At 67.8% G+C, this 25,517-nt stretch carries 30 protein-coding genes and 1 tRNA gene; 25 read left to right on the top strand and 6 right to left on the bottom strand.

Annotated features, from left to right (window positions below; all coding sequences use genetic code 11):
• Positions 1–168 precede the first annotated feature (168 nt).
• The gene (arsC, locus tag E5S69_RS18985; protein ID WP_171516188.1) at positions 169–528 is read left to right on the top strand and encodes an arsenate reductase (glutaredoxin); all 360 of its coding nucleotides are present in this window, start codon (positions 169–171) and stop codon (positions 526–528) included.
• 70 nt (positions 529–598) lie between these two features.
• On the opposite strand, the gene E5S69_RS18980 is transcribed toward arsC, so the two are convergent.
• The 3 genes from E5S69_RS18980 to E5S69_RS18970 all read right to left on the bottom strand — a co-directional run bounded on the left by E5S69_RS18980 (position 599) and on the right by E5S69_RS18970 (position 2,344).
• Entirely contained in the window at positions 599–826 is a 228-nt protein-coding gene (locus E5S69_RS18980; protein ID WP_012354224.1) for a hypothetical protein, read from the bottom strand.
• Positions 827–1,032: 206 nt separating this feature from the next.
• Positions 1,033–1,689, bottom strand: a complete 657-nt coding sequence (locus E5S69_RS18975; RefSeq protein ID WP_171516187.1) for an exonuclease — start codon at positions 1,687–1,689, stop codon at positions 1,033–1,035.
• Between the two features lie 4 nt (positions 1,690–1,693).
• Positions 1,694–2,344, bottom strand: coding sequence for an MBL fold metallo-hydrolase (locus E5S69_RS18970; RefSeq protein WP_171516186.1), 651 nt, complete (start codon positions 2,342–2,344; stop codon positions 1,694–1,696).
• A gap of 304 nt (positions 2,345–2,648) precedes the next feature.
• Here E5S69_RS18970 and E5S69_RS18965 point away from each other — a divergent pair, with 304 nt between their 5' ends.
• Positions 2,649–3,404 carry a septal ring lytic transglycosylase RlpA family protein gene (locus tag E5S69_RS18965; RefSeq protein WP_171516185.1) on the top strand — a complete coding sequence of 252 codons (756 nt, stop codon included), beginning with the start codon at positions 2,649–2,651 and terminating at the stop codon, positions 3,402–3,404.
• A gap of 90 nt (positions 3,405–3,494) precedes the next feature.
• Here the strand turns inward: E5S69_RS18965 and rsmI are convergent, their stop codons facing one another.
• Positions 3,495–4,403, bottom strand: coding sequence for a 16S rRNA (cytidine(1402)-2'-O)-methyltransferase (rsmI, locus tag E5S69_RS18960; protein ID WP_171516184.1), 909 nt, complete (start codon positions 4,401–4,403; stop codon positions 3,495–3,497).
• 18 nt (positions 4,404–4,421) lie between these two features.
• Here rsmI and E5S69_RS18955 point away from each other — a divergent pair, with 18 nt between their 5' ends.
• The 19 genes from E5S69_RS18955 to cas5 all read left to right on the top strand — a co-directional run bounded on the left by E5S69_RS18955 (position 4,422) and on the right by cas5 (position 18,438).
• Positions 4,422–4,814: a YraN family protein gene (locus tag E5S69_RS18955; protein WP_171516183.1), complete on the top strand. Its 393-nt coding sequence runs from the start codon at positions 4,422–4,424 to the stop codon at positions 4,812–4,814.
• A gap of 74 nt (positions 4,815–4,888) precedes the next feature.
• The gene (locus E5S69_RS18950) at positions 4,889–5,476 is read left to right on the top strand and encodes a phosphoheptose isomerase (RefSeq protein ID WP_171516182.1); all 588 of its coding nucleotides are present in this window, start codon (positions 4,889–4,891) and stop codon (positions 5,474–5,476) included.
• Between the two features lie 55 nt (positions 5,477–5,531).
• Positions 5,532–6,413, top strand: a complete 882-nt coding sequence (locus tag E5S69_RS18945; protein WP_171516181.1) for a BON domain-containing protein — start codon at positions 5,532–5,534, stop codon at positions 6,411–6,413.
• A 163-nt stretch (positions 6,414–6,576) separates the two neighbouring features.
• Positions 6,577–6,954, top strand: a complete 378-nt coding sequence (locus E5S69_RS18940) for a c-type cytochrome (protein WP_171516180.1) — start codon at positions 6,577–6,579, stop codon at positions 6,952–6,954.
• A gap of 12 nt (positions 6,955–6,966) precedes the next feature.
• A complete protein-coding gene (locus E5S69_RS18935; RefSeq protein ID WP_171516179.1) occupies positions 6,967–8,232 on the top strand; it encodes an NAD(P)/FAD-dependent oxidoreductase in 1,266 nt (421 codons plus the stop codon).
• Between the two features lie 126 nt (positions 8,233–8,358).
• A complete protein-coding gene (locus E5S69_RS18930; RefSeq protein WP_171516178.1) occupies positions 8,359–9,264 on the top strand; it encodes an EamA family transporter in 906 nt (301 codons plus the stop codon).
• Between the two features lie 53 nt (positions 9,265–9,317).
• A complete protein-coding gene (locus tag E5S69_RS18925; protein WP_171516177.1) occupies positions 9,318–9,737 on the top strand; it encodes an ArsR/SmtB family transcription factor in 420 nt (139 codons plus the stop codon).
• A gap of 115 nt (positions 9,738–9,852) precedes the next feature.
• Complete coding sequence (gene soxC / locus E5S69_RS18920; protein WP_171516176.1) at positions 9,853–11,202, top strand: sulfite dehydrogenase; 1,350 nt, start codon at positions 9,853–9,855, stop codon at positions 11,200–11,202.
• The gene (locus tag E5S69_RS18915; RefSeq protein ID WP_171516175.1) at positions 11,186–12,220 is read left to right on the top strand and encodes a c-type cytochrome; all 1,035 of its coding nucleotides are present in this window, start codon (positions 11,186–11,188) and stop codon (positions 12,218–12,220) included. The genes soxC and E5S69_RS18915 overlap by 17 nt, the downstream gene beginning before the upstream one ends.
• Positions 12,221–12,337: 117 nt before the next feature.
• On the top strand, positions 12,338–12,664 hold the full coding sequence (locus tag E5S69_RS18910) for a c-type cytochrome (RefSeq protein ID WP_116338130.1): 327 nt from the start codon (positions 12,338–12,340) through the stop codon (positions 12,662–12,664).
• Positions 12,665–12,820: 156 nt separating this feature from the next.
• On the top strand, positions 12,821–13,276 hold the full coding sequence (soxY, locus tag E5S69_RS18905; protein WP_018006136.1) for a thiosulfate oxidation carrier protein SoxY: 456 nt from the start codon (positions 12,821–12,823) through the stop codon (positions 13,274–13,276).
• A gap of 50 nt (positions 13,277–13,326) precedes the next feature.
• On the top strand, positions 13,327–13,638 hold the full coding sequence (gene soxZ / locus E5S69_RS18900; RefSeq protein ID WP_171516174.1) for a thiosulfate oxidation carrier complex protein SoxZ: 312 nt from the start codon (positions 13,327–13,329) through the stop codon (positions 13,636–13,638).
• A 108-nt stretch (positions 13,639–13,746) separates the two neighbouring features.
• A complete protein-coding gene (locus tag E5S69_RS18895; RefSeq protein WP_171516173.1) occupies positions 13,747–14,208 on the top strand; it encodes a DsrE family protein in 462 nt (153 codons plus the stop codon).
• Between the two features lie 86 nt (positions 14,209–14,294).
• The gene (gene soxA / locus E5S69_RS18890; RefSeq protein WP_171516172.1) at positions 14,295–15,131 is read left to right on the top strand and encodes a sulfur oxidation c-type cytochrome SoxA; all 837 of its coding nucleotides are present in this window, start codon (positions 14,295–14,297) and stop codon (positions 15,129–15,131) included.
• A gap of 19 nt (positions 15,132–15,150) precedes the next feature.
• A complete protein-coding gene (soxX, locus tag E5S69_RS18885; protein WP_171516171.1) occupies positions 15,151–15,813 on the top strand; it encodes a sulfur oxidation c-type cytochrome SoxX in 663 nt (220 codons plus the stop codon).
• 5 nt (positions 15,814–15,818) lie between these two features.
• On the top strand, positions 15,819–16,313 hold the full coding sequence (locus E5S69_RS18880) for a TlpA disulfide reductase family protein (RefSeq protein ID WP_171516170.1): 495 nt from the start codon (positions 15,819–15,821) through the stop codon (positions 16,311–16,313).
• Between the two features lie 57 nt (positions 16,314–16,370).
• Positions 16,371–18,128: a thiosulfohydrolase SoxB gene (gene soxB / locus E5S69_RS18875; RefSeq protein ID WP_171516169.1), complete on the top strand. Its 1,758-nt coding sequence runs from the start codon at positions 16,371–16,373 to the stop codon at positions 18,126–18,128.
• Positions 18,129–18,164: 36 nt separating this feature from the next.
• Positions 18,165–18,240 (top strand) — tRNA-Ala (locus E5S69_RS18870).
• Positions 18,202–18,438, top strand: a complete 237-nt coding sequence (cas5, locus tag E5S69_RS32970; protein WP_171516294.1) for a CRISPR-associated protein Cas5 — start codon at positions 18,202–18,204, stop codon at positions 18,436–18,438. Before E5S69_RS18870 ends, cas5 begins: the two co-directional genes overlap by 39 nt.
• Here cas5 and E5S69_RS18860 read toward each other — a convergent pair.
• Entirely contained in the window at positions 18,400–19,425 is a 1,026-nt protein-coding gene (locus E5S69_RS18860; protein WP_171516168.1) for a hypothetical protein, read from the bottom strand. The two genes, cas5 and E5S69_RS18860, sit on opposite strands and share 39 nt — an antisense overlap.
• 203 nt (positions 19,426–19,628) lie before the next feature.
• Positions 19,629–21,221, bottom strand: coding sequence for a hypothetical protein (locus tag E5S69_RS18855; protein ID WP_236901383.1), 1,593 nt, complete (start codon positions 21,219–21,221; stop codon positions 19,629–19,631).
• Positions 21,222–21,678: 457 nt separating this feature from the next.
• Here E5S69_RS18855 and E5S69_RS32655 point away from each other — a divergent pair, with 457 nt between their 5' ends.
• From E5S69_RS32655 to E5S69_RS18840, 4 genes are all read left to right on the top strand, one after another.
• Positions 21,679–21,801, top strand: a complete 123-nt coding sequence (locus tag E5S69_RS32655; protein WP_272871726.1) for a hypothetical protein — start codon at positions 21,679–21,681, stop codon at positions 21,799–21,801.
• Positions 21,802–22,250: 449 nt separating this feature from the next.
• Positions 22,251–23,102, top strand: a complete 852-nt coding sequence (locus E5S69_RS18850) for a MurR/RpiR family transcriptional regulator (RefSeq protein WP_171516166.1) — start codon at positions 22,251–22,253, stop codon at positions 23,100–23,102.
• Positions 23,103–23,305: 203 nt separating this feature from the next.
• Positions 23,306–24,787 (top strand): MFS transporter, encoded by a 1,482-nt coding sequence (locus E5S69_RS18845; protein WP_171516165.1) that lies wholly within the window; start codon positions 23,306–23,308, stop codon positions 24,785–24,787.
• Between the two features lie 14 nt (positions 24,788–24,801).
• Entirely contained in the window at positions 24,802–25,515 is a 714-nt protein-coding gene (locus tag E5S69_RS18840) for an aspartate/glutamate racemase family protein (RefSeq protein ID WP_171516164.1), read from the top strand.
• Positions 25,516–25,517: the final 2 nt, after the last annotated feature.

Below are 25,517 nucleotides of genomic sequence, written 5' to 3'. Positions count from 1 at the left end.
AATGGCGCCTGGAGCAAGAAGCCGGTGTAACGCAGGATGCGTGCCGGAGACGGGCGCGGCATGATGCTGCGCGCCGGCCGCTGTCTTGTATATAGTGCGGATTGATTTGCACCGCATTAGTGCCGCCGCCCCGCCATGGAGCGCGGCCTCGACAAGAAAGGACCTGCCATGATCACCATCTACCACAACCCACGCTGCTCCAAGTCGCGCGAGACCCTTGCCCTGGTCCAGGCCGCCGCCGGGCGGCTGGGCGAGCCGGTGGAGATCGTGGAGTACCTGAAGGATCCGCCGTCGCTGTCGACGCTGCGCCAGTTGCACACCCTGCTGGGCTTGCCGGTGCGCGAAATGCTGCGCGACAACGAAGCGCCCTATGCGGAACTGGGCCTGGCCGACCCTGGCCTGACCGATGCCGAGCTGCTGGCCGCGGTGGCCGACCACCCGATCCTGCTGCAGCGCCCGGTGGTGGTGCGCAACCGTCGCGCCGCGATCGGCCGGCCGCCCGAAAACGTCGCGCCGCTGCTCGCCTGAAATAAAACCGGCCCCCACGGTGAGTGGGGGCCGGCCGGTCTGCGAGGCAGTCTGCTTCAGGCGGGGTCGTCTAATGAACACCCAGCCAGTGCATGGCCTCCTGACCGAAAGCGATGGCCGCCAGCACCACCAGCAGTACCACCAGCGTCACGGTGCTGACGTAGAGCGTGGCCTTGGCGACTTCGGCGTCCTCGTCCGAGGAGTGGCGATGCGTGATGGGCGTGGCGTCCCGCGTGGCATGCGGCCAATGGATCCGGCCGGCCAGGTCTCTCAAGTGCAGGTCGGTAGGGAAACGCATGATGGACACCTCCTCGGCAGGCGCCGCGCGGTCCGGGCAAGATGGCTCAAGCGGCATATGGCGTGGCTGCGCAAGTGCGCCGGTTAGTCATGGCTCGTTTCGCCCGGTAACGCCATATCCGCTTCTACTATAGGCTGGCTGGCGCCAGTTGCGAGCGCCGGCCTGCAAGGGACATGCCGCCGCGCTTGACGCATCGCAGCAGGCGATCAGCCTTGCGTTTGCGGAGGTGAGGGCACGCTTGCGTCAGCTGCCGTATCCGGCGTGAACGCGGCCAGTGCGCCTTCGCGCTCGCGCAGCGTGGCCAGCATGTTGCAGAACAGCGCACCCTGTTCCATCGCATCGTCGAGCGCCACGTGGGTGTGCGGCAGCGGATCCATCCATCCCGCCGGGAACGCCGCCTTGACCGTCTTCCGGTAGGGCCGTCCGGTCAGGGCAAAGCCCAGGGTCTTGATGTCGAGCGCGGCCCAGCCGAATGGCGAACGCCCGGCAAAGCGCATCATGTACCAGAACATCCAGGTGAAATCGAAGCCCGCGGGAAAGGCAACGAAGACCGGCTTGCCGGGCAGCGCCTCGACCCATTCGACATAGCGCACCATGGCCTCTTCAGGGCGCTGCAGGTCGCGCCGGCAGGCGCTCCAGGCTTCAGGCTGGGTTTGCCACCACTGCATCTGAACCGGGTGGCCGGCGGCGCCGGGCAGCGTCTCGAGGTTGGCCGAGAAGGTGCCCAGCACGGTTTTGTCCGCCAGCATCGCCACCGAGGCGAAAGACAGCATCGAGTGCGGGCCGGGAATCGGGCCGTCGGCCTCGACGTCGGTGCTGACGTAGATCTCGGGTCGGGTGTCGGGCGCCTGTCGCTTGGCCATGGCTTCAACCCGCGTCGATCAGGTGGTCGGCGACGTACGGGTTGTGGCGGCGTTCCTCGCCGAAGGTCGAGACCGGGCCGTGTCCCGGGATAAAGGTCACATCCTCGCCCAGCGGCCACAGCCGTGTGCGGATCGAGCGGACCAGGTCGGCGTGGTTGCCGCGCGGGAAGTCGGTACGGCCGATCGACCCGGCGAACAGCACATCGCCGACCACGGCGAGCCGGTTGGGGCGCGAGAAGAACACCACATGGCCCGGGGTATGGCCGGGGCAGTGGTAGACCTCCAGGGTTTCATTGCCAAACTGCACGGTGTCACCGTTTTCGAGCCAGCGGTCAGGCTCGAAGCTCTCGGCGTGGCCGAAGCCAAAGCGGCGGGTCTGCTCGGGCAGCTGGTCGATCCAGAAGCGCTCGTCCTGATGCGGCCCCTCGATCGGGATGCCGAGTTCGCGCGACAGCGCCGCGGCGCCGGCGCAATGGTCGACGTGGCCGTGCGTCAGGAAGATCTTTTCCAGCGTGACGCCTTGCTCTTTCACCGCCCCGCGGATCCGCTCGAGGTCGCCGCCGGGATCGCAGACCGCGGCGACGCCAGTGCTTTCATCGATCAGCAGCGAACAGTTCTGCTGGAAGGGCGTGACCGGGATAAGCAGGGCTTTCATGGCAGTTTCTGGTGGCCGGGCCGCGCCGGCAAAAGCGCGTCTCGGCGGTAGTTCCGCTGGCGGGCGCAAGCGGCGCCGCGGGCTGCGGCGACCGTGCCCAGCATTGTAGCGCCGGGGCCGCCAGACACGACCTCATGGGTTCGATGTGATGAATGAGTTTCCCATCACGCATCGGCGCCGTGGCCCGGAATCCGTTGCTACATGCGGGATTTCGGCCAATTAGGCCACGATCGTGCGAAATCGCACAGATTTCGTAACAAATTGAAAGACATAGTCCGAAACAGTCAATGTTAGACTGCCGCCCATGTTCAGGATCTCCGCTCTCACCAAGCGCTGGCAACGGCTAGCCAAACTCGGCGCATGCACCGCCTGCGCCGTGGTGCTGGCCGCTTGTGCCACACCGCCAGAAAGCGACACCGCCAGCAATGACACCGGCGCCGTGCCCACGCGCGCGGCAAGGAACGCCAAGCCGGTCAAGCCCGAACGCGCCGACACCGACAAAGCCGCGCGCGCCTCGGACAGCGGCAGCTGGAACCTGTTCGGCTACGACCCGGACGAAGGCCGCAGCGGCAATTCGCTAGAAGGCTTGCGCGCCGACATCGGCACCTTCGAGCAGCGCGGCGTGGCCTCGTGGTACGGCAAGGGCTTCCACGGGCGCAAGACCGCGAACGGCGAACGCTTCGACATGCGCGCCATGACCGCGGCGCATCCGTCGCTGCCGCTGGACAGCTGGGTGCTGGTGCGCAACCTGCGCAACAACAAGGTCGCGGTGCTGCGCATCAATGACCGCGGGCCATACCACGGCAACCGCGTGCTGGACGTGTCCTTCGGCGCCGCGCGCCGCCTGGGCTTTGTCGAGCGGGGCGCCACCAACGTCGAGATCCGCCGCCTGACCCGCACTGAAGTGGCCGCGCTGGGCCCGCAGGTGGATGCCGGCGGCACCGAGGCCGGCGACGGCAGCGGCGATGACGACGTGTCCGTGCCGGAACTGGCCAATTCGCTGGCGCCCGCCAAGGCGTTCAAGGCCACCGGCAAGACCGTCAAGCGCAAGCGCCGCTGACCGCGCCAGCGCCGTCGCATGCCGCCGCGCGCTGACACCTCCACATTACATTCGCACCTGCAGGCCCATGCTTGCGCGCGGGCCGCGGCATCAATCGTCGGCGCGGCCGGCGCGTTGCGCCAGCGCCAACTGATACAGCGCGTCGGTGCCGGCGCCCGTGATGGCAGCCGCCAGCTTGGCGGCGCGCTTGGCCGGCAGCTCGGCCAGCAGCAGCGACAGCACGCGCTGCGCTTCGGCATCCGGCAGGCCACCCTCGGCGGCGGCGCTGCCGGCGCCTTCCACCACCAGCACGAATTCCCCCTTGGCCCGGTTTGGGTCGGCCGCCAGCCAGGCCGGCGCCTGCGCCACCGGCAACACGGCGATGTCTTCGAACAGCTTGGTCAGTTCGCGCCCGACCAGCAGCCGCCGCTCGCCGGGCAGGCCCGCGGCCAGCGCGGCGAGCGTGTCGGCGATGCGATGCGGCGCCTCGTAGCAGACCCAGGCGTGGTCCAGCGCCGCCAGGCGGGCGATGGCCTCTGCGCGGGCCTTGGGCTTGGGGGGCAGGAAGCCGGCAAAGGTGAAGCGGCCCGCGCCGGCATCGAGCAGGTCGCCTGCCACCGACAGCGCTGTCACCGCCGCACTGGGCCCTGGCAGCGGCACGACCGGATGGCCGGCGGCACGCACCGCCTCGACCAGCCGCGCGCCGGGGTCGGAAATACCCGGCGTGCCGGCGTCCGAGACGTAGGCGATGCGCTCGCCCGCCGCCAGGCGTTCGGCGATGCGGCCCGCGGCCTCGCGCTCGTTGTGTTCGTGCACCGCCACCAGCGGCCGCTGCAGGCCGACGCGCGACAGCAACTGGCCGGTATTGCGCGTGTCTTCGCACGCTACGGCGTCGGCCAGCCCCAGCACATGCAGTGCCCGCAGCGACAGGTCGGCGACATTGCCGATGGGCGTGGCCACGACATACAGCGTGCCGGCCGGGTACGACTGGCTTGCCGCCAGGGAGATCCAGTCACTCATGCTTGAGAACTTCCGTTGATGCGATCATTCAAATCCACGCAGGAGCCGAGCCGTCAGGCACGCGGGGCGCAGGCAGAGGACCGGGCCCTGGCCCACTTGCGGAGCCAGGGCCTGGAGCCCGTGGTGCGCAATTATCGCTGCAAAGGCGGCGAGATCGACCTGGTGATGCGCACGCCGGACGGCACGCTGGTGTTCGTCGAGGTGCGCCACCGCAGCGGGCGCGACTTCGGCGGCGCCGCGGCCAGCATCACCCCGGCCAAGCAGCGGCGCGTGCTGCTGGCCGCGGGGCACTACCTGGCCACGCTGGCCCGGGTGCCCCCTTGCCGCTTTGACGTGGTGGCGCTGGAACCCGGCCGGCTGGAGTGGTTGCAGCACGCCTTTGACGTGGATGCCGCCGGGGCTGGGTCATAATGCGCGGCAGACATAAGCGGCAGACATGAGCGGCGATCTGCGGATCGCCATGGCAACAAACCGGCCCCAGAGCCATGAGTATCGACAGTATTCAGCAACAGTTCCTAGACAGTGCCGAAGCGAAGCGAGAGGCCGCGGCGGTAATGGCTCCCTATATCGACGCCGCGGTGGAACGCATGGTTGGCGCGCTGACCAGCGGCAACAAGATTCTGGCCTGCGGCAATGGCGGCTCCGCGGCGCAGGCGCAGCATTTCGCCGCCGAACTGGTCGGGCGCTTCGAGCGCGAACGGCCCGGCCTGGCCGCGATTGCGCTGACCACCGACAGCGCGATCCTGACCGCGATCGGCAACGACTACGACTTCAGCAAGGTGTTTTCCAAGCAGGTCGAGGCGCTCGGCCAGCCCGGCGATATCCTGCTGGCGATTTCCACGTCAGGCAATTCGGACAACGTCATGGCTGCCGTGGCCGCCGCGCGCCAGCGCGAGATGGCCGTGGTGGCCCTGACCGGCAAGGGCGGCGGGGCCATCGCCGGCCTGCTCGATGAATTCGACATCCACCTGTGCGTGCCGAGCGAGCGCACCGCGCGCATCCAGGAAGTGCACCTGCTGACGCTGCACTGCCTGTGCAACGGCATTGACGAGGCCCTGCTCGGGGAAGCCTGATGCCAGGCCTCCGCCGCCCCCCTTATTTCCAACATCCAGCCACAGCAAGGACCGCATGACTCACCTGCCCACTACGCAAGCTCCCCGGAACGGCGCGGACGCGCGCCATCCTTCCCGTCCCCTGGCCAGCGCCGGACTGGGCCGCGCCGGCCTGGCCGCGGCCGCGCTGGTGTGCGCCACGCAGCTGGCCGGCTGCTTCCCGGTGATCGCAGGCGCCATGGGGACCGGCGTGGCGATGGCCACCGACCGCCGCCCGGCCGCCACCCAGACCGTCGACCGCGGCCTGCAGCTCGAGGCCGAGAACACCATCAACTCGCGCTTCAGCGGCCAGGCGCGGGTCAACGTGACCGTCTTCAACCGCAAGGTGCTGCTGACCGGCGAAGCGAAGAGCGACAGCGTCAAGCAGCAGATCGAGCAGTACGTGCGCGGCCTGCAGAATGCGCGCGTGGTGATCAATGAACTGGAGGTGGTCAACTCGCCCGGCTTCATGACCCAGAGTCAGGACGCCTACCTGACCAGCAAGGTCAAGACCCTGCTGATGACCGCCGAAGGCGTGCCGTCCAACTCGATCAAGGTCACTACGGAGAAAAGCGTGGTCTACCTGCTCGGCGTGGTCACCAGCGCCGAGGGCGACCGGGCCACCGACGTGGCGCGCAATGCCTCGGGCGTGACCAAGGTGGTCAAGGCCTTCGACTACGTCAATGACGCCGAGCGCGCGCGCCTGGATACGGCCTCGACTTCGCAGAACCCGTCGTTCGACGGCAGCGTCGGCACGCCGGCGCCGGTGCAGTCGGTGCCGGGCGTGGGCGGGCCCATCGATGCCCCGGCCAATGCCGCCCCGGGTACCGCCGGCAGCGCGGGCGCCACCACCACGGCACCGGTCGCGGCGCCGGTCTCTTCGCCGGTGGCGCTGCCACCCGGCCGCAATCTGCCCTGAAGCGCCCGTCGCTGTTGCCGCGCTGGTCAAGACGGCGTCCGCTCATGCGGGCGCCGTTTTTCGTTCTACGGTTTGCAACGCACACCGGCCCGGCCGATGTGCTACGGTTGCCACGCTGGCTGACTTGCGACAACACGGCGCCGGCCCCAGACGGAGCGAGACCATGACAACCACGATCCCCCGGCCTGCCTGGCGTGTGCCGCCGCGACTGGCGTTGCTGGCAGCAATGCTGTGCGCCCAGCCGGCGCAGTCGACCGAACCCGGCGCTGCGTCAGCCGCGGCGCCTGCTCAGGCTACCGATGCCGCGCTGCGCGCGCGCAGCCAGGCCGCCGCCTGCACCAACTGCCATGGCCCGGCCGGGCGGGCTCCGTCAGGCAGCACCATCCCGCCGCTGGCCGGCCGTCCGCAGACGGAGCTTGCCGCGCAGATGCAGGCCTTCAAGGCCGGCACGCGCCCGGCCACGGTGATGCACCAGATTGCCAAGGGTTACAGCGACGACCAGATTGCCGCGATCGCGGCCTGGTTTGCCGCCGTGCGCTGACGGGAGCGAGCCATGCACAGACGAAGCTTCCTCGGCGCCGCGGGCGCCGCAGTGCTGGGTACGGCCGGGATCCGGCAGGCGCGCGCCGCGGCCCCGGCCCGGGTGGTGGTGGTGGGCGGCGGCTATGGCGGGGCCACGGCGGCGCGCTACCTGCGCGAATGGAGCGGACAGGCCATCGAGGTCACGCTGGTCGAAGCGAATCCGGCCTTTGTCTCGTGTCCGCTGTCGAACCTGGTAATCGGCGGCAGCCGCCAGCTCGGCGACCTGACGCTGCCGTACGATGCGCTGGTGCGCCGCCACGGCGTGCGGCTCGCGCGCGACACCGCGGTCGCCATCGACCCCACCCGGCGCACCGTGCGCCTGGCGGGCGGCGGCGCGCTGCCCTACGACCGCCTGCTGCTGTCGCCCGGCGTCGAGATGATGACCGAGGCGCTGCCCGGCCTGAAACGGCCCGGCGGCGACCAGATCCTGCATGCCTGGAAGGCGGGCCCCGAGACCGTCGCGCTGCGCCGCCAGCTGGAGGCGATGCCCGATGGCGGCACCTATGCCATCAGCGTGCCGCTGGCGCCGTACCGCTGTCCGCCGGGGCCGTACGAGCGCGCCTGCCAGGTGGCGCATTATTTCAGGCAGCACAAGCCGCGCAGCAAGGTGCTGATCCTGGACGCCAACCCCGACATCACCTCGAAGGCGGCGCTGTTCCGCCAGGCCTGGGCCACGCATTACCCGGGCATGGTGGAATACCGGCCGCAGCATGAGGTGGCCGATGTCGACCCCGCCACGCGCACGCTCAAGTTCGAGGTGCAGGACGATGTGCGCGCCGACGTGCTCAACGTGCTGCCGCCGCAACGGGCCGGCGCGATCGCGGTGTCGGCCGGGCTGGCCACGGCCAATGCCAAGTGGTGCGAGGTGGACTTCCTCAGCTTCGAGTCGCGCGCCGCGGCCCATATCCACGTGATCGGCGACGCCATCCAGATCGCGCCGCTGATGCCCAAGTCCGGCCATATGGCCAACCAGCACGGCAAGGTCGCGGCGGCGGCGCTGGTGGCGCTGCTGTCGGGCCGCGCCCCGGATCCGGAGCCGCTGTACAACAACACTTGCTACAGCTTCACTTCGGACCGCGAGGCGGTGCATGTGTCGAGCGTGCATCGCTACGATGCCGCGCAGAAGACCATGGTCACGGTGCCGGGCTCGGGCGGGCTGTCGCCGGCGCCGACGGCGCTCGAGGGCGATTACGCGCTGGCCTGGGCCCGCGGGATCTGGGCGGAGATGCTGGGCTGACAGCGGTTTTGTGCGGGCGCTTCGTGCCCGCACAAAACCGCAAGAACGTACAATGCCGCGGGCACCGGCGCTGCTACCCTAGGCGTCCCGATCGACCATCCCGCGCGCTCGCGCCCGGCACTCCCAATGCAAGCCAGAGACCGTCTCCTCGCCCTCGCCATCGTCTGCGTCTGGGGCGTCAACTTCGTTGTCATCAAGGTCGGGCTGGCGGGCGTGCCGCCGATGCTGCTGGGTGCGCTGCGCTTCCTGCTGGTGGTGTTCCCGGCCATCTTCTTCGTGCCGCGCCCGCGCGTGCCGTGGCGGCTGCTGCTGGCCTACGGCGTCACCATCAGCCTTGGCCAGTTCGCTTTCCTGTTCTCCGCCATGGCGGTCGGCATGCCGGCCGGGCTGGCGTCGCTGGTGCTGCAGTCGCAGGCCTTCTTCACGCTGGCGATCGCCGCGCTGTGGCTGGGCGAGCCGGTGCGCTGGCACAACCTCGCCGGCATGGCGGTCGCCGCCGGCGGGCTGGCCCTGATCGGCGCCGGGGCCGCGGGCCTGACGGGCGACGGCATGGGCGGCATGAGCGCGGCGGGCTTTGTGCTGACCCTGTGCGCCGCGTTCTGCTGGGCCAGCGGCAATATCGTCAGCAAGAAGATCGGGCCCGTGGACTTGCTCGGGCTGGTAATCTGGGGCGCACTGGTCCCGATCGTGCCGTTCGCGCTGCTGTCGCTGTGGCTGGAGGGCCCGGCGCGCATCGCGCAAAGCGTGACGCAGGTGTCTGGCATGGCGGTGTTCGCGGTGGCGTACCTGGCGTTCGCGGCGACGGTGTTCGGCTACACCATGTGGGGCCGGCTGCTGACGCGCTATCCGGCCACCCAGGTGGCGCCGCTGACGCTGCTGGTGCCCGTGGTCGGGCTGGTGTCGGCGCACGCGCTGCTGGGCGAGGACTTGTCCGCAGCGCAGTGGCTTGGCGCGGCCGTGGTGATGGCGGGGCTGCTGCTGAATGTGTTCGGCCAGCGCCTTTGGCCAGGGCGGGCGCTGGCGCGCCGCTGAGGGCCCGCATCGCGGCGCCTTCATGCTGTGCCGCATCAATGGGTAAACACTATATGCGCATTCACGCATATACGAATATATTAGACGCCATGGAAGAGCTGGATCGCGTGTTCGAAAAGGTATCGGGATACTTCAGCCTGCTGGCGGAGCCGACGCGGCTGAAGATCCTGCACGCCTTGTGCGATGGCGAGAAGCCGGTCAGCACGGTGGTCGAGACGGTGGGTTCGTCGCAGACCAATGTGTCGCGGCATCTCAACGCGATGTACCGCTCGGGCGTGCTGTCGCGCCGCAAGGAGGCGAACCTGGTGTTCTACGCCATTGCGGACGAAAGCGTGATCGAGCTGTGCCGCACGGTCTGCGTGCAGGTGGCGAGCCGGCTGGAGGACAACGCCTTGCCCTCCGGCGTGGTCGACCGCTTCATGGCACAGCCCGCGCCGGAGGCCCCGGCGCGCAGGCGGCGCACGGCAGGCTAGACGCCACCACTCTTCCGGCAGCAGAACGGAGGCGCCGCACCGGTTGCCGCGCTCCGTACAACAGGCACGCCGACCGGTCCGACCGACCGTGGCGAGCGCGCCGGAGGAGACCGCATTGCAGGAACGGAACCGGCCCGGGCGCATCGTGCCCGCGCCCGAGCACTTCGTCAGCGCATCGCTGCAGCAGGACATCGGCCGGCACGGACTGGACGCGCCGCGCCGCGACTTCCTGCGCAAGAGCTTCCTCGGTGCCGCCGCGGGCATTGCCGCGGCCGCGACAGGCCGGCACGCGCTGGCCGCGGACGGCGATCCCGCCATCCTGCAGCCACAGCCGTGGGCCACGTCACTGGGACAGCCGGTGGCGGCACGCCCCTACGGCCAGCCCTCGGCTCATGAGAAAAACCTGGTGCGGCGCGAGTCCCCGGGCCTGACGCGGGTGTCGGCGGCCTCGGTGGCGTTCGCCCCGCTGCAAGGCTTCTTCGGCATCATCACGCCCAACGGCCTGCATTTCGAGCGCCACCACCAGGGCTGGCACGATCTCGACCCGGCCCGTCACCGCCTGATGATCAATGGCCTGGTGCGCACGCCGCGGGTCTACACCATGGACGACCTGATGCGCCTGCCGGCGGTGTCGCGCATGCACTTCATCGAATGCGGCGCCAATACCGGCATGGAGTGGGGCAACGTGGCGGTGCCGACCGTGCAGTACACCCACGGCATGCTGTCTTGCTGCGAATTCACCGGCGTGCCGCTGCGGGTGCTGCTGGACGATGCCGGCGCCGACCTGCGCCGCGGCCGCTACCTACTGGCCGAAGGCGGCGACGGCTCGTCGATGACGCGCACCATCCCGATGGAACTGGCCGACGAGATCATCGTGGCCTGGGGCATGAACGGCGAGATGCTGCGCCCGGAGAACGGCTACCCGCTGCGGCTGGTGGTGCCGGGCGTGCAGGGCGTGTCGTGGGTCAAGTGGCTGCGCCGGCTGGAGCTTGGCGACCAGCCGTGGAACGCCAAGGACGAGACCATCCACTACGTCGACATGATGCCCGACGGCAAGCTGCGCCAGTACACCTCGATCCAGGAGTGCAAGTCGGTCATCACTACCCCCTCGGGCGGGCAGCAACTGGTTGGCAAGGGCTTCTACAACATCAGTGGCCTGGCGTGGTCCGGGCGCGGCCGCATCCGGCGTGTCGATGTCTCGACCGATGGCGGGCGCAACTGGCGCACCGCGCGGCTGGAGGCGCCGGTGCTGTCCAAATGCCTGACGCGCTTCAACCTGGACTGGGTCTGGGATGGCAGCCCGGCCCTCCTGCAAAGCCGCGCCATCGACGAGACCGGCTACGTGCAGCCGAAGCTGGGGCAGCTGCGCGCGGTGCGCGGCACGCGCTCGATCTATCACAACAACGCGATCCAGAGCTGGCAGGTGGCGGCCGGCGGCGAGGTGACCAATGTCCATGTGGGTTGAGCTCAGGATCGCCGCCGCGCTGCTGCTGGCCGGCTGCGCCGCAACCGCAGCGGCCGGCACGGCCGACGCGCGTGCGGCACTTGGCCGCACCGCCACGCCGGCGGAAGTGGCGGCATGGGACATCGACGTGCGCCCGGACTTCCAGGGCCTGCCGAAGGGCAGCGGCACGGTGGCGCAGGGGCAGAAGGTCTGGGACGGCAAATGCGCGTCGTGCCACGGCGACTTCGGCGAATCCAACGAGGTGTTCACGCCGCTGGTCGGCGGCACCACCGCCGAGGATATCCGGCGCGGGCGCGTCGCCGGCATGACCGGCAACCAGCCTTACCGCACCACGCTGATGAAGGTCAGCACCGTCAGCACGCTGTGGGACTATATCCACCGCGCCATGCCGTGGAACGCGCCCAAGAGCATGAGCGTGAACGAGGTCTATGCGGTCACCGCCTACCTGCTCAACCTGGGCGAGATCGTCCCGGCCGACTTTACGCTGTCCGACGCCAATATCGCCGAGGTCCAGCGGCGCATGCCCAACCGGGCCGGCATGACCACCGACCACGGCCTGTGGCCCGGGCGCGGCCGGCCGGATACCCGCAACACCGCCTGCATGTCGCGCTGCGCGGACCAGGTAGCGATCGCCTCGTCGATGCCGGCCTATGCCCGCGACGCCCACGGCGACCTGGCGCAGCAGCAGCGGGCGTTCGGGCCGGTGCGCGGCATCGCGGCTGGTAGCGCAGCCGCCGGAAGCGTCGCATCGGTCGCCCCGGCGGCGCCGGCGCCCGGCGCGCGGCTGGCCAGCCAGTACCAGTGCGTGGCCTGCCACGCCATGGACCGCAAGCTGGTGGGGCCGTCCTTTGCCGACATCGCGGGCAAGTACAAGGGGCAGGATGCGCACGCGGCGCTGGCGCGCAAGGTCAAGGCGGGCGGGCAGGGCGCGTGGGGCGCCGTGCCGATGCCGCCGCAGCCGCAAATCCCGGATTCGGACGTCCAGGCCATGGTGGGCTGGATTCTTGAGGCAAAATAACGGACTGGCCGCCGCAGTGCCCCCGGGCGGCGGCCCGTGTGTGCCGCATGGCCATTGCAGCACGGCCCCGCGGCCTTTGCCGTCCCCACGGCTTTACAGAGCTTGGAGAGCTTAACAATGAAGCAGTTTGTCATCGCAGCGCTGATGCTCGGCGCCGCCGCATCGGCCCACGCGGTCGATGCCGCCAAGGCACAGGAGATCGCCAACAAGAACGCCTGCATGGGTTGCCACCAGGTCGACAAGAAGCTGGTTGGCCCGTCCTACAAGGATGTGGCGGCCAAGTACAAGGGCGACAAGAACGCCCTGGCTACCCTGACCAAGAAGGTCAAGAACGGTGGCTCGGGCGTGTGGGGTCCGGTGCCGATGCCGGCCAACGCTGCCCTCAGCGACGCCGACCTGAAGACCGTGGTCGAGTGGGTGCTGGCAGGCGCCCCTGCCAAGTAAGACCGACTGCCAGGGCGGGCAGTCCGCCGATGCGCCGGGCCGGACGGTGAATGCCGTGCGGCCTGGGACAACCAGCGGCCGGCGATGTACCGGCCGCATGCAACACCCCTGAAACGGTCCACGACCGACTGGAACGGAGTAGCCGGAGAGCAAGCAATGAATTCCAAACGACGAGAAGTGCTGCGGGTCACCGCTGTCCTGTCGCTGATGGCCGCCACCGGCCTGATCAGCGAAGCGCAGGCGGCCGAGTGGAACAAGAACGCCTTTGACGGCAAGAGTGTTGCCGACGTGATCAAGGCCCTCGGCGGCAGCGGCACCGAGAAAAGCACCGCCATCACCTTCACCGCCCCCGATATCGCCGAGAACGGCGCCGTGGTGCCGGTTGCGGTGACCAGCACCCTCCCGGATACCGAGCAGATCGCGATCCTGGTGGAAAAGAACCCCAATACCCTGGCCGCCGACTTCATCATCCCGGCCGGCACCGAGCCGTTCGTCTCCACGCGCGTGAAGATGGGCCAGACCTCGGTGGTGCACGCCGCGGTCAAGGCCGGCGGCAAGTGGTACGTGGCATCGAAGGAAATCAAGGTCACGCTGGGCGGCTGCGGCGGCTGACGCCGCGCCCTCGTCACCAAAATTTCCGCCAACTGCAACCGGAGAAACACATGGCAGACCCGATGCGCGTACGCGCCACCGAGAACGGCGGCGTGGTTGATGTAAAGATCCTGATGAAGCACGACATGGAGACCGGCCAGCGCAAGGATGCGTCCGGCAAGGTCATCCCGGCCTGGCATATCCAGACCGTGAGCGCCCAGTACAAGGGCAAGGAAGTGTTCCGCGCCCAGTTCGGCCCGGCGGTGTCCAAGGATCCGTTCCTGAACTTCAAGTTCAAGGGCGGTGCCAAGGGCGACAAGGTCGCCGTGACCTGGGTCGACAACAAGGGCGACAAGCGCACCGACGAGGCCACCATCGCCTGATCGCGCCCGGCACCGCCTGCTAACCGGCTGGATGCGGCCGGCACGGCAAGCCGTCCTCTGCTAAGGTTCGGGACGGATGCCGGGACTGGCCCGGCGGGAAGGAACGACATGCGGCGAGCATTTATTCGAGCAACGGCGGCGCTGGCCGCCATCGGCCTGAGCGCCAAGGCGGCAGCCCAGTCCGCGCCGGCGGCGAGCGCCGCGGGCAAGGGCGGGCGCGTGAAGGTGGTGTACCAGCTGTCGGAAGGCGTCGACCAGGCGGTACGTGCGATGGGCAACCTGCGCAACCACCTGAACGGCGCCCCCGACACCAAGATCGTGGTGGTGGCGTTCGGCTACGGCATCGATTTCCTGGTGGAAGGCGCCAAGGATGCGCGCGGCAACACCTTTGACGGACCGGTCGGCGCGCTGGCGTCGGCCGGGGTGGAATTCCGCGTGTGCCGCAATACGCTGACGGCGCGCAAGATCCCGGAATCGAGCCTGTTGATGGAAGCGAAAGTGGTGCCGGCCGGCGTGGTCGAGATCGCGCGCCTGCAGGCCGAAGAAGGCTACGCTTATATCAAGCCTTGATATAACCTGCCCTGAGCCGGGCAGCGTAGCTTCGGCAATACAAGAGAGAACGGCCCGCCCCGGGCGAGGCCGCGAGGAGAAGCCCCATGAACACCATCCCAAGCCTGGGCCGGCGCGCGGCGCTGGCCGTGGCCGCCACCGCGGCGCTGGCGGCGGCGCTCGGATCTGCGGCCGTGCATGCGCAGGGCAGCACCGCCGACGAAATCGCCAAATACCGCCAGATGCTGGCCGAAGGCAATCCCGCCGAGCTGTGGGAAGCCGCCGGCGAAGAGCTGTGGAAGAAGCCCGCCGGGCCGAAGAACGCCTCGCTCGAGCAATGCGACCTGGGCAAGGGCCCGGGCGTGACCAAGGGTGCCTACGCCGAGCTGCCGCGCTACTTCAAGGACACCAACAAGGTGATGGACCTGGAGCAGCGGCTGGCCTACTGCCGCATGTCGCTGCAAGGCCTGAGCAAGGAAGAGGCCACCAAAAACCCGTTCTCGTCGTCGGGCAAGCCGTCCGAGATCGAACGGCTGGTGGCCTACCTGACCGGCGAATCGCGCGGCGTGAAGATGAACGTGCAGCTCAGCCATCCGGAAGAGAAGCGCACCTATGCGCTCGGCGAGAAGATGTTCTTCTACCGCGGCGGCGCCTATGACTTTGCCTGCGCCACCTGCCATGCGGTGGACGGCCAGCGCATCCGCCTGCAGGACCTGCCCAACCTGCTGACCGCCAAGGGCGCGCAGGCGGCCTACACCACCTGGCCGGCCTATCGCGTGTCGCAGGGCGAGGTCCGCACCATGCAGCACCGGCTTTACGACTGCCTGCGCCAGCAGCGCTTTCCCGAACCCGCCTATGGCTCGGACGTGATTACCGCGCTGACCATGTTCCTGGCGAAGAACGCCAACGGCGGCACCTACGACGGCCCGGCGATGAAGCGCTGACCAGTACGGGAGAGACACCATGCAACAACACAAACAGGCAGTGGCCGTCGCGGCCCTGGCCGCCGTGCTGGCAACCGGCGCATACGCGCAAGACAGCGCGCAATCGCGCCCCGCCAAGGGCAAGCCCGCCGCGGTAAGCGGCGCCGACATGAAGCACCTGATCGAAGACTCGTTCGCTTCGCGCGGACCCGTCACGGTCGAGGGCGTGCTGAACCAGGACGGCATGCAGCAGGCCTGCAGCCAGTACCCGGACCGCACCAAGGTGCCGGCGAAGGTGGCGAAGAAGATCGAGGCTGCGGAACTGAAGCAGATCAAATACCCCGCCGACGACAAATGGCTGGGCGACTGGAAGGAGGGCGAGAAGGTCGCCCAGAACGGCCGCGGCATGCAGTTCACCGACCAGGTCGGCGGCACCAACGGCGGCAACTGCTACGCCTGCCACCAGATGACCAAGGCCGAGATCTCGTTCGGCAATATCGGCCCCTCGCTGTACCAGTACGGCAAGCTGCGCGGCAATTCGCAGGACGTCGTCAAGTACACCTGGGGCAAGATCTGGGATTCGAGCGCCTACGCCGCCTGCTCCAACATGCCGCGCTTCGGCCACAAGGGCATCCTGACCGAGGCCCAGATCCGCGATGTGATGGCGCTACTGCTCGACCCGGCCTCGCCGGTCAACCAGTAACGCCGATGCGCGCGCCCGCCATGCTGCTGCGCCCGCTGCTGGCCGCGGGCCTGGTCGTGGCGGCGGCCGGCGCCGCCGCGCTGGAAGTGGGCGACACCGTGCGCCTGCCCGACGTACGCACCCTCGACGGCCGCACGCTGAACGCGGCGGCGCTGGCCGGCAAGCCGCTGGTGGTCGAATACTGGGCCACCTGGTGTCCGTTCTGCGCGTTGCAGAACCCGCGCCTGCAGAAGCTGTACGACCGCACCCGCGGCACGCCGCTGCAGGTGCTGACCATCAGCATCGACAAGGACCCGCGCGAGGCCGCCGATTACATGAAGCAGCGCGGCTACACCTTCCCCGCAACCATGGATGCGCCCGCGCTGCAGGCCGTGTTCGGCAAGCGCAAGGGGCTGCCCGAGCTGTACGTGATCGACGCGCGCGGCCGCGTGGTGCAGAAGGAAGTGGGCGAAATGCTCGAAGAAGACGTGGCCGCGCTGGAGCGTTACGCGAAGCCATAGCCCTGCAATGCCGGCAGCCACGCGCCCCCCGGCAGGCACTTATCCACAGGAAGAGACATGAACCGACGCGAGTTCCTGCAGGTGCTGGCCATCGCCGGCGCCGGCGGCATGACGTTCCCCCACCCGGATGCCCACGCTGCGCAGGCCGCCGAGGCCATGTACGACGTGCCGCGCTTCGGCAACGTCCACCTGCTGCATTTCACTGACTGCCATGCGCAGCTGCGGCCGGTGTATTTTCGCGAACCCAACGTCAACCTCGGCATCGGCGACTATGCCGGCAAGCCGCCGCACCTGGTCGGCGAGGCGCTGCTGCGCCACTACGGCATCCGCCCCGGCACGCCGCAGGCGCATGCGTTCACCTATCTCGATTTCAACGAGGCGGCGCGCCGCTATGGCAAGGTCGGCGGGTTTGCGCACCTGGCCACGCTGGTGCAACGGCTCAAGGCCGGCCGCCCGGGGGCGTTGCTGCTCGACGGCGGCGATACCTGGCAGGGCTCGGCCACCGCGCTCTGGACCAAGGGCCAGGACATGGTCGATGCCGCGCTGGCGCTGGGCGTCGACGTGATGACGCCACACTGGGAGATGACGCTGGGCGCCGAGCGCGTCAGGGAGATCGTCGACAAGGACTTCAAGGGCAAGGTCGCCTTCCTGGCGCAGAACATCAAGACCAACGACTTCGGCGACCCCGTGTTCGACCCGTACGTGATCCGCGAGATCAACGGCGTGCCGGTGGCCATCATCGGCCAGGCGTTTCCGTACACCCCCATCGCCAACCCGCGCTACTTCGTGCCGGACTGGACCTTCGGCATCCAGGAAGAGAACCTGCAGCAGGTCATCGACGCGGCGCGCGGCAAAGGCGCGCAGGCGGTGGTGCTGCTTTCGCACAACGGCATGGACGTGGACCTGAAGCTGGCCTCGCGCGTGCGCGGGCTCGACGCCATCCTCGGCGGCCACACCCATGACGGCGTGCCCGCGCCAGTGCCGGTGAAGAACGCCGGCGGCACCACGCTGGTGACCAATGCCGGCTCCAACGGCAAGTTCCTCGGCGTGCTCGATTTCGACGTGAAAAATGGCAAGGTGGCCGACTTCCGCTACCGGCTGCTGCCGGTTTTCGCCAACTACCTGCCGGCCGACCCCGGCATGGACGCACTGATCCGCAAGGTCCGCGCGCCCTATGAGCAGAAGCTGGGCGAGGTGCTGGCCGTCAACCGCGGCTTGCTGTACCGGCGCGGCAACTTCAACGGCACCTTCGACCAGCTGATCCTCGACGGGCTGATGCAGGCCCAGGGTGCGCAGATCGCGTTCTCGCCGGGCTTCCGCTGGGGCACCACCTTGCTGCCGGGCCAGGCCATCACCATGGAACACCTGATGGACCAGACCGCCATCACGTATCCCTACACCACGGTGACGCAGATGAGCGGCGCGACCATCAAGACCATCCTGGAAGACGTCGCCGACAACCTGTTCAACCCGGACCCGTACTACCAGCAGGGCGGCGACATGGTGCGCGTCGGTGGCCTGCAGTACACCATCGACCCGGCCGCCGGCATGGGCAAGCGCATCACCGACATGCGCCTGGGTGGCAAGCCGCTCGACGCCGCCAAGACCTACAAAGTGGCCGGCTGGGCCCCCGTGGCCGAAGAAGCCCGCGACGCCGGCGGCCCGCCGATCTGGGACGTGATGGCGCAGTGGCTGCGCAGCACCAGGGAAGTCAGCGCCCGCCCGCTGAACCTGCCGCGCGTGCGCGGCATGGAGGGCAATGCCGGCATCGCGCGTGATGTGGCAAACACCACGCACCGACGCACCGAGGATTGAAGCGGGCCGTCCAAGTACGCTACAATCCTCCGCGACGGGCCGATAGCTCAGCTGGGAGAGCGCTGCGTTCGCAATGCAGAGGTCGGGAGTTCGATCCTCCTTCGGTCCACCAGAATTCTTTCAAGCATCCCGCAAAACATTGCATACCCCGGAGCCGTCAGGTTGCCGGGGTTTTTTGTTGGGCCTTGTAAAGGCTGGCATGAACGGTCCTAGAGAACGCGCAAAATTCTGCACCGGCCGTCCTGGCTCGATGTTCCGCGGTCACGCCCCCTCACAACGCAGCAGCGACTTGGACCGCCCGCGCTCCTAACAACTCCCTGAACCCAGCCTCATGGTGCCGCAGCGCATGCGGCGCATACCAGGCGTGCGCTGCCCGGCCGATGCGCCAGGCGGCGTCCAGGTCGGTCGTCATGGCCGGGATCGAGGGCAGGTAGTGCCCGGTTGTGATGCCATCGTGCACTCCGCCGTGGCGGGACAGCAGCACGGGGCAGACCGCGTGGGCGCAGTACGCGGCGAATACTCCGCTCTTGGCCGCATAGTCGACCGGATAGGCCAGCACGCCATAGGTCGATGCCGACAGGAGCCGCGCCGCTTCGGCGGCTTCGACGCGGCCGTGCACCACCGCACCTCGGTGAGCGACGCTGGCCGCCAGAGCGGCATCGCCGAGCGGTGGCCCGACGTCATGCAGCGTGAAACCGGCACGATTGACCCAGTCGAACAGCGCGTCACCCGCTTCCTGGTAAGTCTGGGCGCGCAGCGCCGGGCCGCCGAGCACGACCACGGCAGCCTGCCTGTCCCGAAGCGGCGCGCCACTTTCCCCTAGATTGGAAAACACCGGCAGCACGCGATGCGGCCGCGCCGGCGCGTGGGTGTCGAGCCAGCGCGCCGAGCCCTCGCGGTTGGTCACCCAGAAATCGGCCAGTGCTGCCAGTTCCGCGGCAATGTAGCGCTGCACCGGCGAGAGCCAGAACGCCGAGCGCCATGGTGCCCCGTCGGCATACAGTTCGTGGAAGTAGATGCCGAGGCGGCGCATGCGCGGGCGGGCCTCGCGCAGCCGGCGCAGCAGCCACAGCGGCGCGCCGCGCCTGGCGTAGCCGTAGCCGCAGTAATGGAGGATCACATCGGCGCCGTCCAGCGCGGTGGCGGGCAGGTCGGGCGTCGCCTCCAGAAGCTGTCCCTGCAGCAACCCGTTCAGCGTCGCGGCATAGTCCTTGACGCCACCCTCGCCGGGCGCGACCAGGCTGATGGGGGCGCCGGTGCCGCGGGCGTTCAGATCGTGGGCGGATGGACTCGGCATTGGGGCAGGCTCCTTGCGCATATGGCGAGGTTGTCATGTCCGCTGGCAGGATATCTGTGCTCCAACGCACGCGGCGTCACGGCGTTACCGGCGTCTGCCCAATGAAAAAAGCCCGCACGGCGAACCGTGCGGGCCTCGATCAAGCGCGATCAGTGGGAGAAGGTTGCCAGCATCAACCGGCGCGCTTCAGCCTGACATGGCGCTCAGGGTACATTGCTTTGGGTGAAATTGAACGGCTTGCCGGCCACTGCATACGAACCGCCGAACTCGAACTCTTCATTGCCCGACTGGCCCACGCCGATATACATCGGGGTGTTGCCACCCTGGAGGTTGATCGGCGCATAGCGATAGTTCAGCACCTGCTTTCCGGCATAGTCGGTCAGCGTGATCACGCTGGTCAGCAGCGGGCTTTGCTGGGTTTCGGACACCGAGATCGGATCGACGATGCGCGAATCCTGCAGCGTCTTTTCAACCGTCAGCGTTGCCATGTCTACCAGCTGAACCTTCTGGTCGCCGCGCGACACCACCCACAGCTTGGTGTTCGAGTTGCCGAAGCTCTCGCGGTTCACCTGGTGGATCATGCTGGTGGGGTTCTTGCCCACTTGCAGGGTGGTCACTTCCTTGATCAGTGCGGGATCGAGGTTGGTACCGGACTGCACGCCAGCCACCGAGATCGCGTGGATCACGCCGTCTTCCGTCGCCACCCAGGCCTGGCCGGGGTTGGCCAGGATCGAGACCTTCACCGCGGTCGGCTTTTCAGCCAGGCTCATGGTCTTGATGATGGTGGGGGCGTAGTTGTCCACCGCGAACGTCTGCGGCCATTGCGAGGCTTCCTGGCCCGTATTCGACAGCGCGTTCTGCAGGTCGCTGAAGCTGCCTTCGAAATAGGTGTTGTTGACCTTGTCGAACAGCGGCTTCAGGTCCAGGAACACCACCTTCTTTTCCGACTTCGAAATCACCGCGGCAACGCCGGAGCGGGAAATCAGGTTGGCATTCACGCCACCGGTGGCAAAGCTCTTCTGGTTGGCTTCGCTCAGCCCCGGGGTGGCTGCGCGCAGGCCCAGGCTGGCGCCGGCGTCTCCGACCGGATCCCGCAGCCAGCCCTGGGTGGTGTTGTCCTGCATGGTGCTGAAGTCGGTCACGGCGGAAATGTCCGTCGGGGCCTTCATATCCGGCAGGTCAACGAAGCCCAGCAGCTTCATGAAGACGAAGTTCGACATGTTGCGCAGGCCCGGATAGAGGCCGGCCCACGACATATCGCTGGAGTCATACGGGCCGCCCACCTGGCTGCCGTCGGCGAGACTGCCCAGCGCAATCACCGCTACCTGGCCCTTCAGGTTCTTGGTGTCCCAGATGGTGACCAGGGCAAATTCGGAATTCGAGGTGATCGCGATAGCCGTGGGCACCTTGCCTTCAGGAAGCTTCACCGAAGCCGAGTGCGAAGCCGTATTCGTGCCGACCGAAGCGATCAGGCCGTTCTGGAAAGCCACCAGCGACTGTGCGCAATCGTGCTCGCTGCAGCGGCCCATGGCGATCGGCTGCGTGGGCATGACGCCACCGTTGGCGGCGACGTGATTATTCAGTTGCGGATTGGTGGTGGCATTGCCAAACACCCAGGCCGTCTGCGGCTTCTCGGCGATGGTGCCGGCGCTCAGGTCAAGCGTCAGCAGCGGCGTGACGGCGGAATCGGAGGCGACGTCGGGGCGGTAAATCACGTCGCCCATATTGCTGCCGAAATCGTTACGGGTGCAGTCGATGTTACCCAGCTGGTAAATGATGTTGGTGCTGGTGTCCATCTGGGTGCCGGGATATTCCTGCTGGTAGCAGGTATTACCATGCGGATAAAAGGTCTGGTCCGCGGGCTTCCAATAGGTTTTGACTGCTGCGGCGGCCGAATTACTTGCGCCATAGCGATAAGCCATGGCTTTATCGCTGCTGTAATCGGAACCAATGGCAACATATTCGTCGGCATTCAGGTTGCCGGAGCCGTCGAAAATCGCGTCGGCAACCTGGGTCGATGCAGCCGGCGTGGTCGGGCCACGCGAAGCTCGCGAAGCTTCCGTCGACGAGCTGCTACCGGAGGTGGCATCGTCGCCACCGCCACCGCATGCGGTAAGCACCACAGCGGCACAGGCAGCGGCCAGGAAGTTCAGGCTCGGGTAAATGTAGGAATTACGCGTTCTGCGGAGGTCGGATGGGTTATCGCGAGGTAGATTTTTCCCAGTCATTGATTTTTAAGTAAATGGATAAAAGATGAAAGTGAATAAACATCACCACCCCGTTCTGGTGCCGGTCGAGGGTGTGCGCGAAGAATTGCAGTGGCATAAAAAGCGGATCGGGTTAACCCCTTGGGAAACCCGGCAGCGGCGATACTAGGGGCACGTGTCCGAGACCGTACAGGACAGTAACAATGGGTTACGTGTGATTTTCCGGCGGGGCACCTATGCACTATTGCTGGGCACGGTTGCGACGTAACGATTACTCGACTGCGGATCACATGTAAGGATTTGTTCGATTTGTGGACAGTTTTCCGTACGGGGCAATATCATCGCGCGCGATTTTCGCGGCTACAAGAACAGGAAATTGCGCTGACTTGGGCGAGGACCGGGGGGCATTTAATGCCGGCGCAACGCCAGAGCTGCGCGGGGGTTAATGCCACCTGAATTCCATATGAATGCCAGCGCGGCGGGCCGTTAAGGGCCACGCGCCACGCGGTGGGACGTGCGGCTCGCCTCGACCGGCGCCATGCGCTATCGTTGAGCCCCCTGGGCCCGGCGTGCGCGCCGGGCGCTGTTGACCCGTGCCCGCCAGGGCTGACACGTCCCATGCAAGCCACCCGGAAATCATTCGTCGGACGCATCCGCGAACAGCTGGACCACTTGTCGCCTTCCGAGCGACGGCTGGCGGAGTTCGCGCTGGATTTCCCGGGCGATCTCGCGGGCTATACGGCCTCGGAACTGGCCGGGCTGGCCAATGTGTCGAATGCCACCGTGACGCGCTTCGTGCGGCGCATGGGCTACGCCTCGTATGACGACGCGCGCAAGCAGGTGCGCTCGGAGAAAAGCGCGGGTTCGCCGCTGTTGTTGGCCGGCACTGAAAGCGCAGCCGGCGCGGCTGACACCGGATCGTTCGGGGCGCATCTCCAGCAAGGGCTGGCCAACCTCGGGGCCACATACCGGCGCCTGTCCGAGGGGCAGCTGCGGGAAATCGCCACGGCCATCCTGGGCGCGCGCAAGGTATGGATCGTCGGGTTTCGCTCCAGCCAGCCGCTGGCCATGTACCTGCGCTGGCAGCTGTTGCAGATCGTGCCGAGCGCGCAGGCCGTGCCTGGTGCCGGCGAGACCATGGGTGAACATCTCGCCGGCATGACCGAAGACGACGTGGTGATCGTGCTGGCCTTGCGCCGGCGCGTGCGCGAACTGCCGTCAGTCGTGGCGCAGGCGGCGAAGGCCTGCCCCAGGCTGCTCTACATCACGGAGCAGGGGGCGGCGGCCAAAGTGCCCGCGCGGTGGGTGGTTCGCTGCGATGTGCAGGCCCCGGGCGTGCTGGACAACCACGCCGCCGTAATCGGCCTGTGCCACCTGCTCGTCACGCTGGTGATGGAGCTGGCCGGCACCCCGGGCCGGCGCCACCTTGGCTTGGTCGAGGCCTTCCACGACGCGCTCGACGAACTCTGAGCGCCATCGCGCGCCGCGCGACTCGATGTCTTTCCGGCTTGCCGCTGCCATGCCGGCCCGCCTTCGGCGGGCCCACGTCGGTATAAACCCGTATGAAAAATTATTTTCAATTATTTATCATATGAAAAAACTAAAACATTCCGTCGGGAGCGCTTGAGCCCGGCCCGTCAAGCAAGCGCCGGCGTGCGCATGGAGGCAAAAGCATGGGTGCGGAAGTCATCGTTTCTTCGTCGCAGCCGCGGCTGCAGCAACTCGAACGGGCGCTGGACGATATCGGCGTCACCCCGTCGCACAAGAAAATCCTGGCGCTGATTTTGTTCGGCGTGCTGTTCGACGTGTTCGAGCAGAATGCCGTGGGCCTGGTGGGACCTTTGCTGCGGGAATACTGGGGCGTGTCGGCGGCGGAAATCGGTTTTCTCAACACGCTGACGTTTGGGGCGGCGGCGCTGGGCCGGCTGGGTTCCGGCTATATCGCCGACCGCTACGGGCGCCGCGCGATGCTGAGCATCAACCTGATGCTGTTCACGCTGGGTGCGCTGATCTGCGCGCTGGCGCCGAATTATGCTGTGCTCGCCGCGGGGCGTTTTATTGTCGGCTTCGGGCTGGGCGGCGAGATCTCGATCGCAGTGACCATGCTGGCCGAATTCTGCTCGTCGCGGTTCCGCGGCGTGGCGGTGGGGGCGATCAACGTGGCGGGCGGCGGCCTGGGCAATATGCTGGCGCCGGCATTCGGGCTGGCCGTGTTTGCCCTGTTCCCGGGCCCGGACAGCTGGCGCTGGCTGTTCGGCTGCCTGGTGCTGCCGGCGTTTTTCGTGTTGCTGTACCGGCGCTTCATCCCGGAGACGCCACGCTTCCTGCTGTCGAAGGGGCGGGTCGACGAAGCCAACCACGTGCTCAATATCCTCGCCTCGGGCAAGCTGTCGCGGCGAACAAAGCCGTCGACGGAGTACCTGAGTGCCGCGCGCGAGGGCGACCTCCAGCCGGAAAAAGTCCGGCTGAGTGAAGTCTTCACCGGCCGCCTGGCACGCCGCACGATTGCGGTGGGTATTGCGGTGTGCATGACCTATGGCGCGCAGATCTCGGTACTGACGCTGATGCCGACGATCCTGATGGCGCAGGGCTATACGCTGACCAGGAGTTTCGCGTTCACCATCGTGATGCAGTCCGGCAGCCTGCTCGGTGCCGTGGCGGCGTCGTACTTCGGTTTTCGCTTTCCGCGCAAGCGTGTGCTCACATTGGGGGCGCTGCTGGCGTGCGTGATCGGCCTGTGCTTCGGTTTCCTGTCAAAGTCGGCAGCACTGGTCCTGACCTTCGGCGCGGCCTTCCAGTTCTGCGTGCTGTTGCTGAACACCTCGATCTGGATCTACGCGCCGGAGCTGTATCCGACCCGGGTACGCGCCTTCGGCACCGCCTTCATCCTGGCGCTCGGCACCATGGCCGGCGCGGCCATGCCGCTGATTGCCGGCCGCGTGTTCGACCAGTACGGCATCGGCGGCATGTTCGGCATGATGGCCGGCATGTATGCCGTGTTCGCGCTGGTGCTGCAGTTTGCCCCCGAGACCTTCGGTCGGGCGCTGGATGGCGCCGACGACGAGCCGGGGAACGCGTCGCCCAATGCAGCCGGCCAGGCGCCGGGCCAGCCTGCGGCCGCCCATGCCGCGCCCGCGGCCAGCCAGCACTCCTGAATCCCGAGACTTCAATGCCCCAGATCCTGCTGATCAACCCGAATACTTCCAGCGCCACCACGCAGATGATGGTCGGCATCGCGCGCGCCTGGTTCGCGCAGCACCTGGCCGCCCCGCCGGCCGTGCTGGGCGCGACGGCTGCACGCGGTGCGGCGATGATCGTCGACGACGGCGATCTGGCGGTGGCTGGCGAGGCGGTCAATGACGCAGACATGCTGCGCCTGGCCCGCCGTGCCGGGGGCGTGATCGTGGGCGCCTTCGGTGATCCGGGCCTCGACGCGCTGCGCGCGCACCTGGCGGTGCCGGTGGTGGGTATCGGCGAGGCCGCTATGCGTGCCGCCGCGGCGGGCGAGCGGCGCTTCGGCATCGCCACCACCACGCCGCGGCTGGCGGCCTCGATTGAAGCCGGCGTGCGCCGGCACGGGCTGGAGGCGTGGTTTACCGGCGCGCGCTTCACCGATGGCGACCCGCGCGCGCTGGGCAACCTGCCGCAACAACAGGAAGAACGGCTGGCGGGCGCCGTGCAGGCGTGTGTCGACGATGGCGCGCAGGCCGTGATCATCGGTGGCGGGCCGCTTGGCGAGGCCGCGCGGGCGCTGGGGCAGCGCTTCGCGGTGCCCGTGATCGGGCCCATCCCGGCCGCATGCGAAGCGCTGGCCTGGGCCTTGCGGCTGGCCTTGCGCCAGGGACCGCCGGCATCGCCGGCAACTGCTGCGGCAGACGCGTAAGC

The sequence above is a fragment of the Cupriavidus necator genome, from assembly GCF_013141915.1.
GTDB lineage: Bacteria > Pseudomonadota > Gammaproteobacteria > Burkholderiales > Burkholderiaceae > Cupriavidus > Cupriavidus necator_B.
This window is presented reverse-complemented; position numbering and strand designations above follow the sequence as displayed.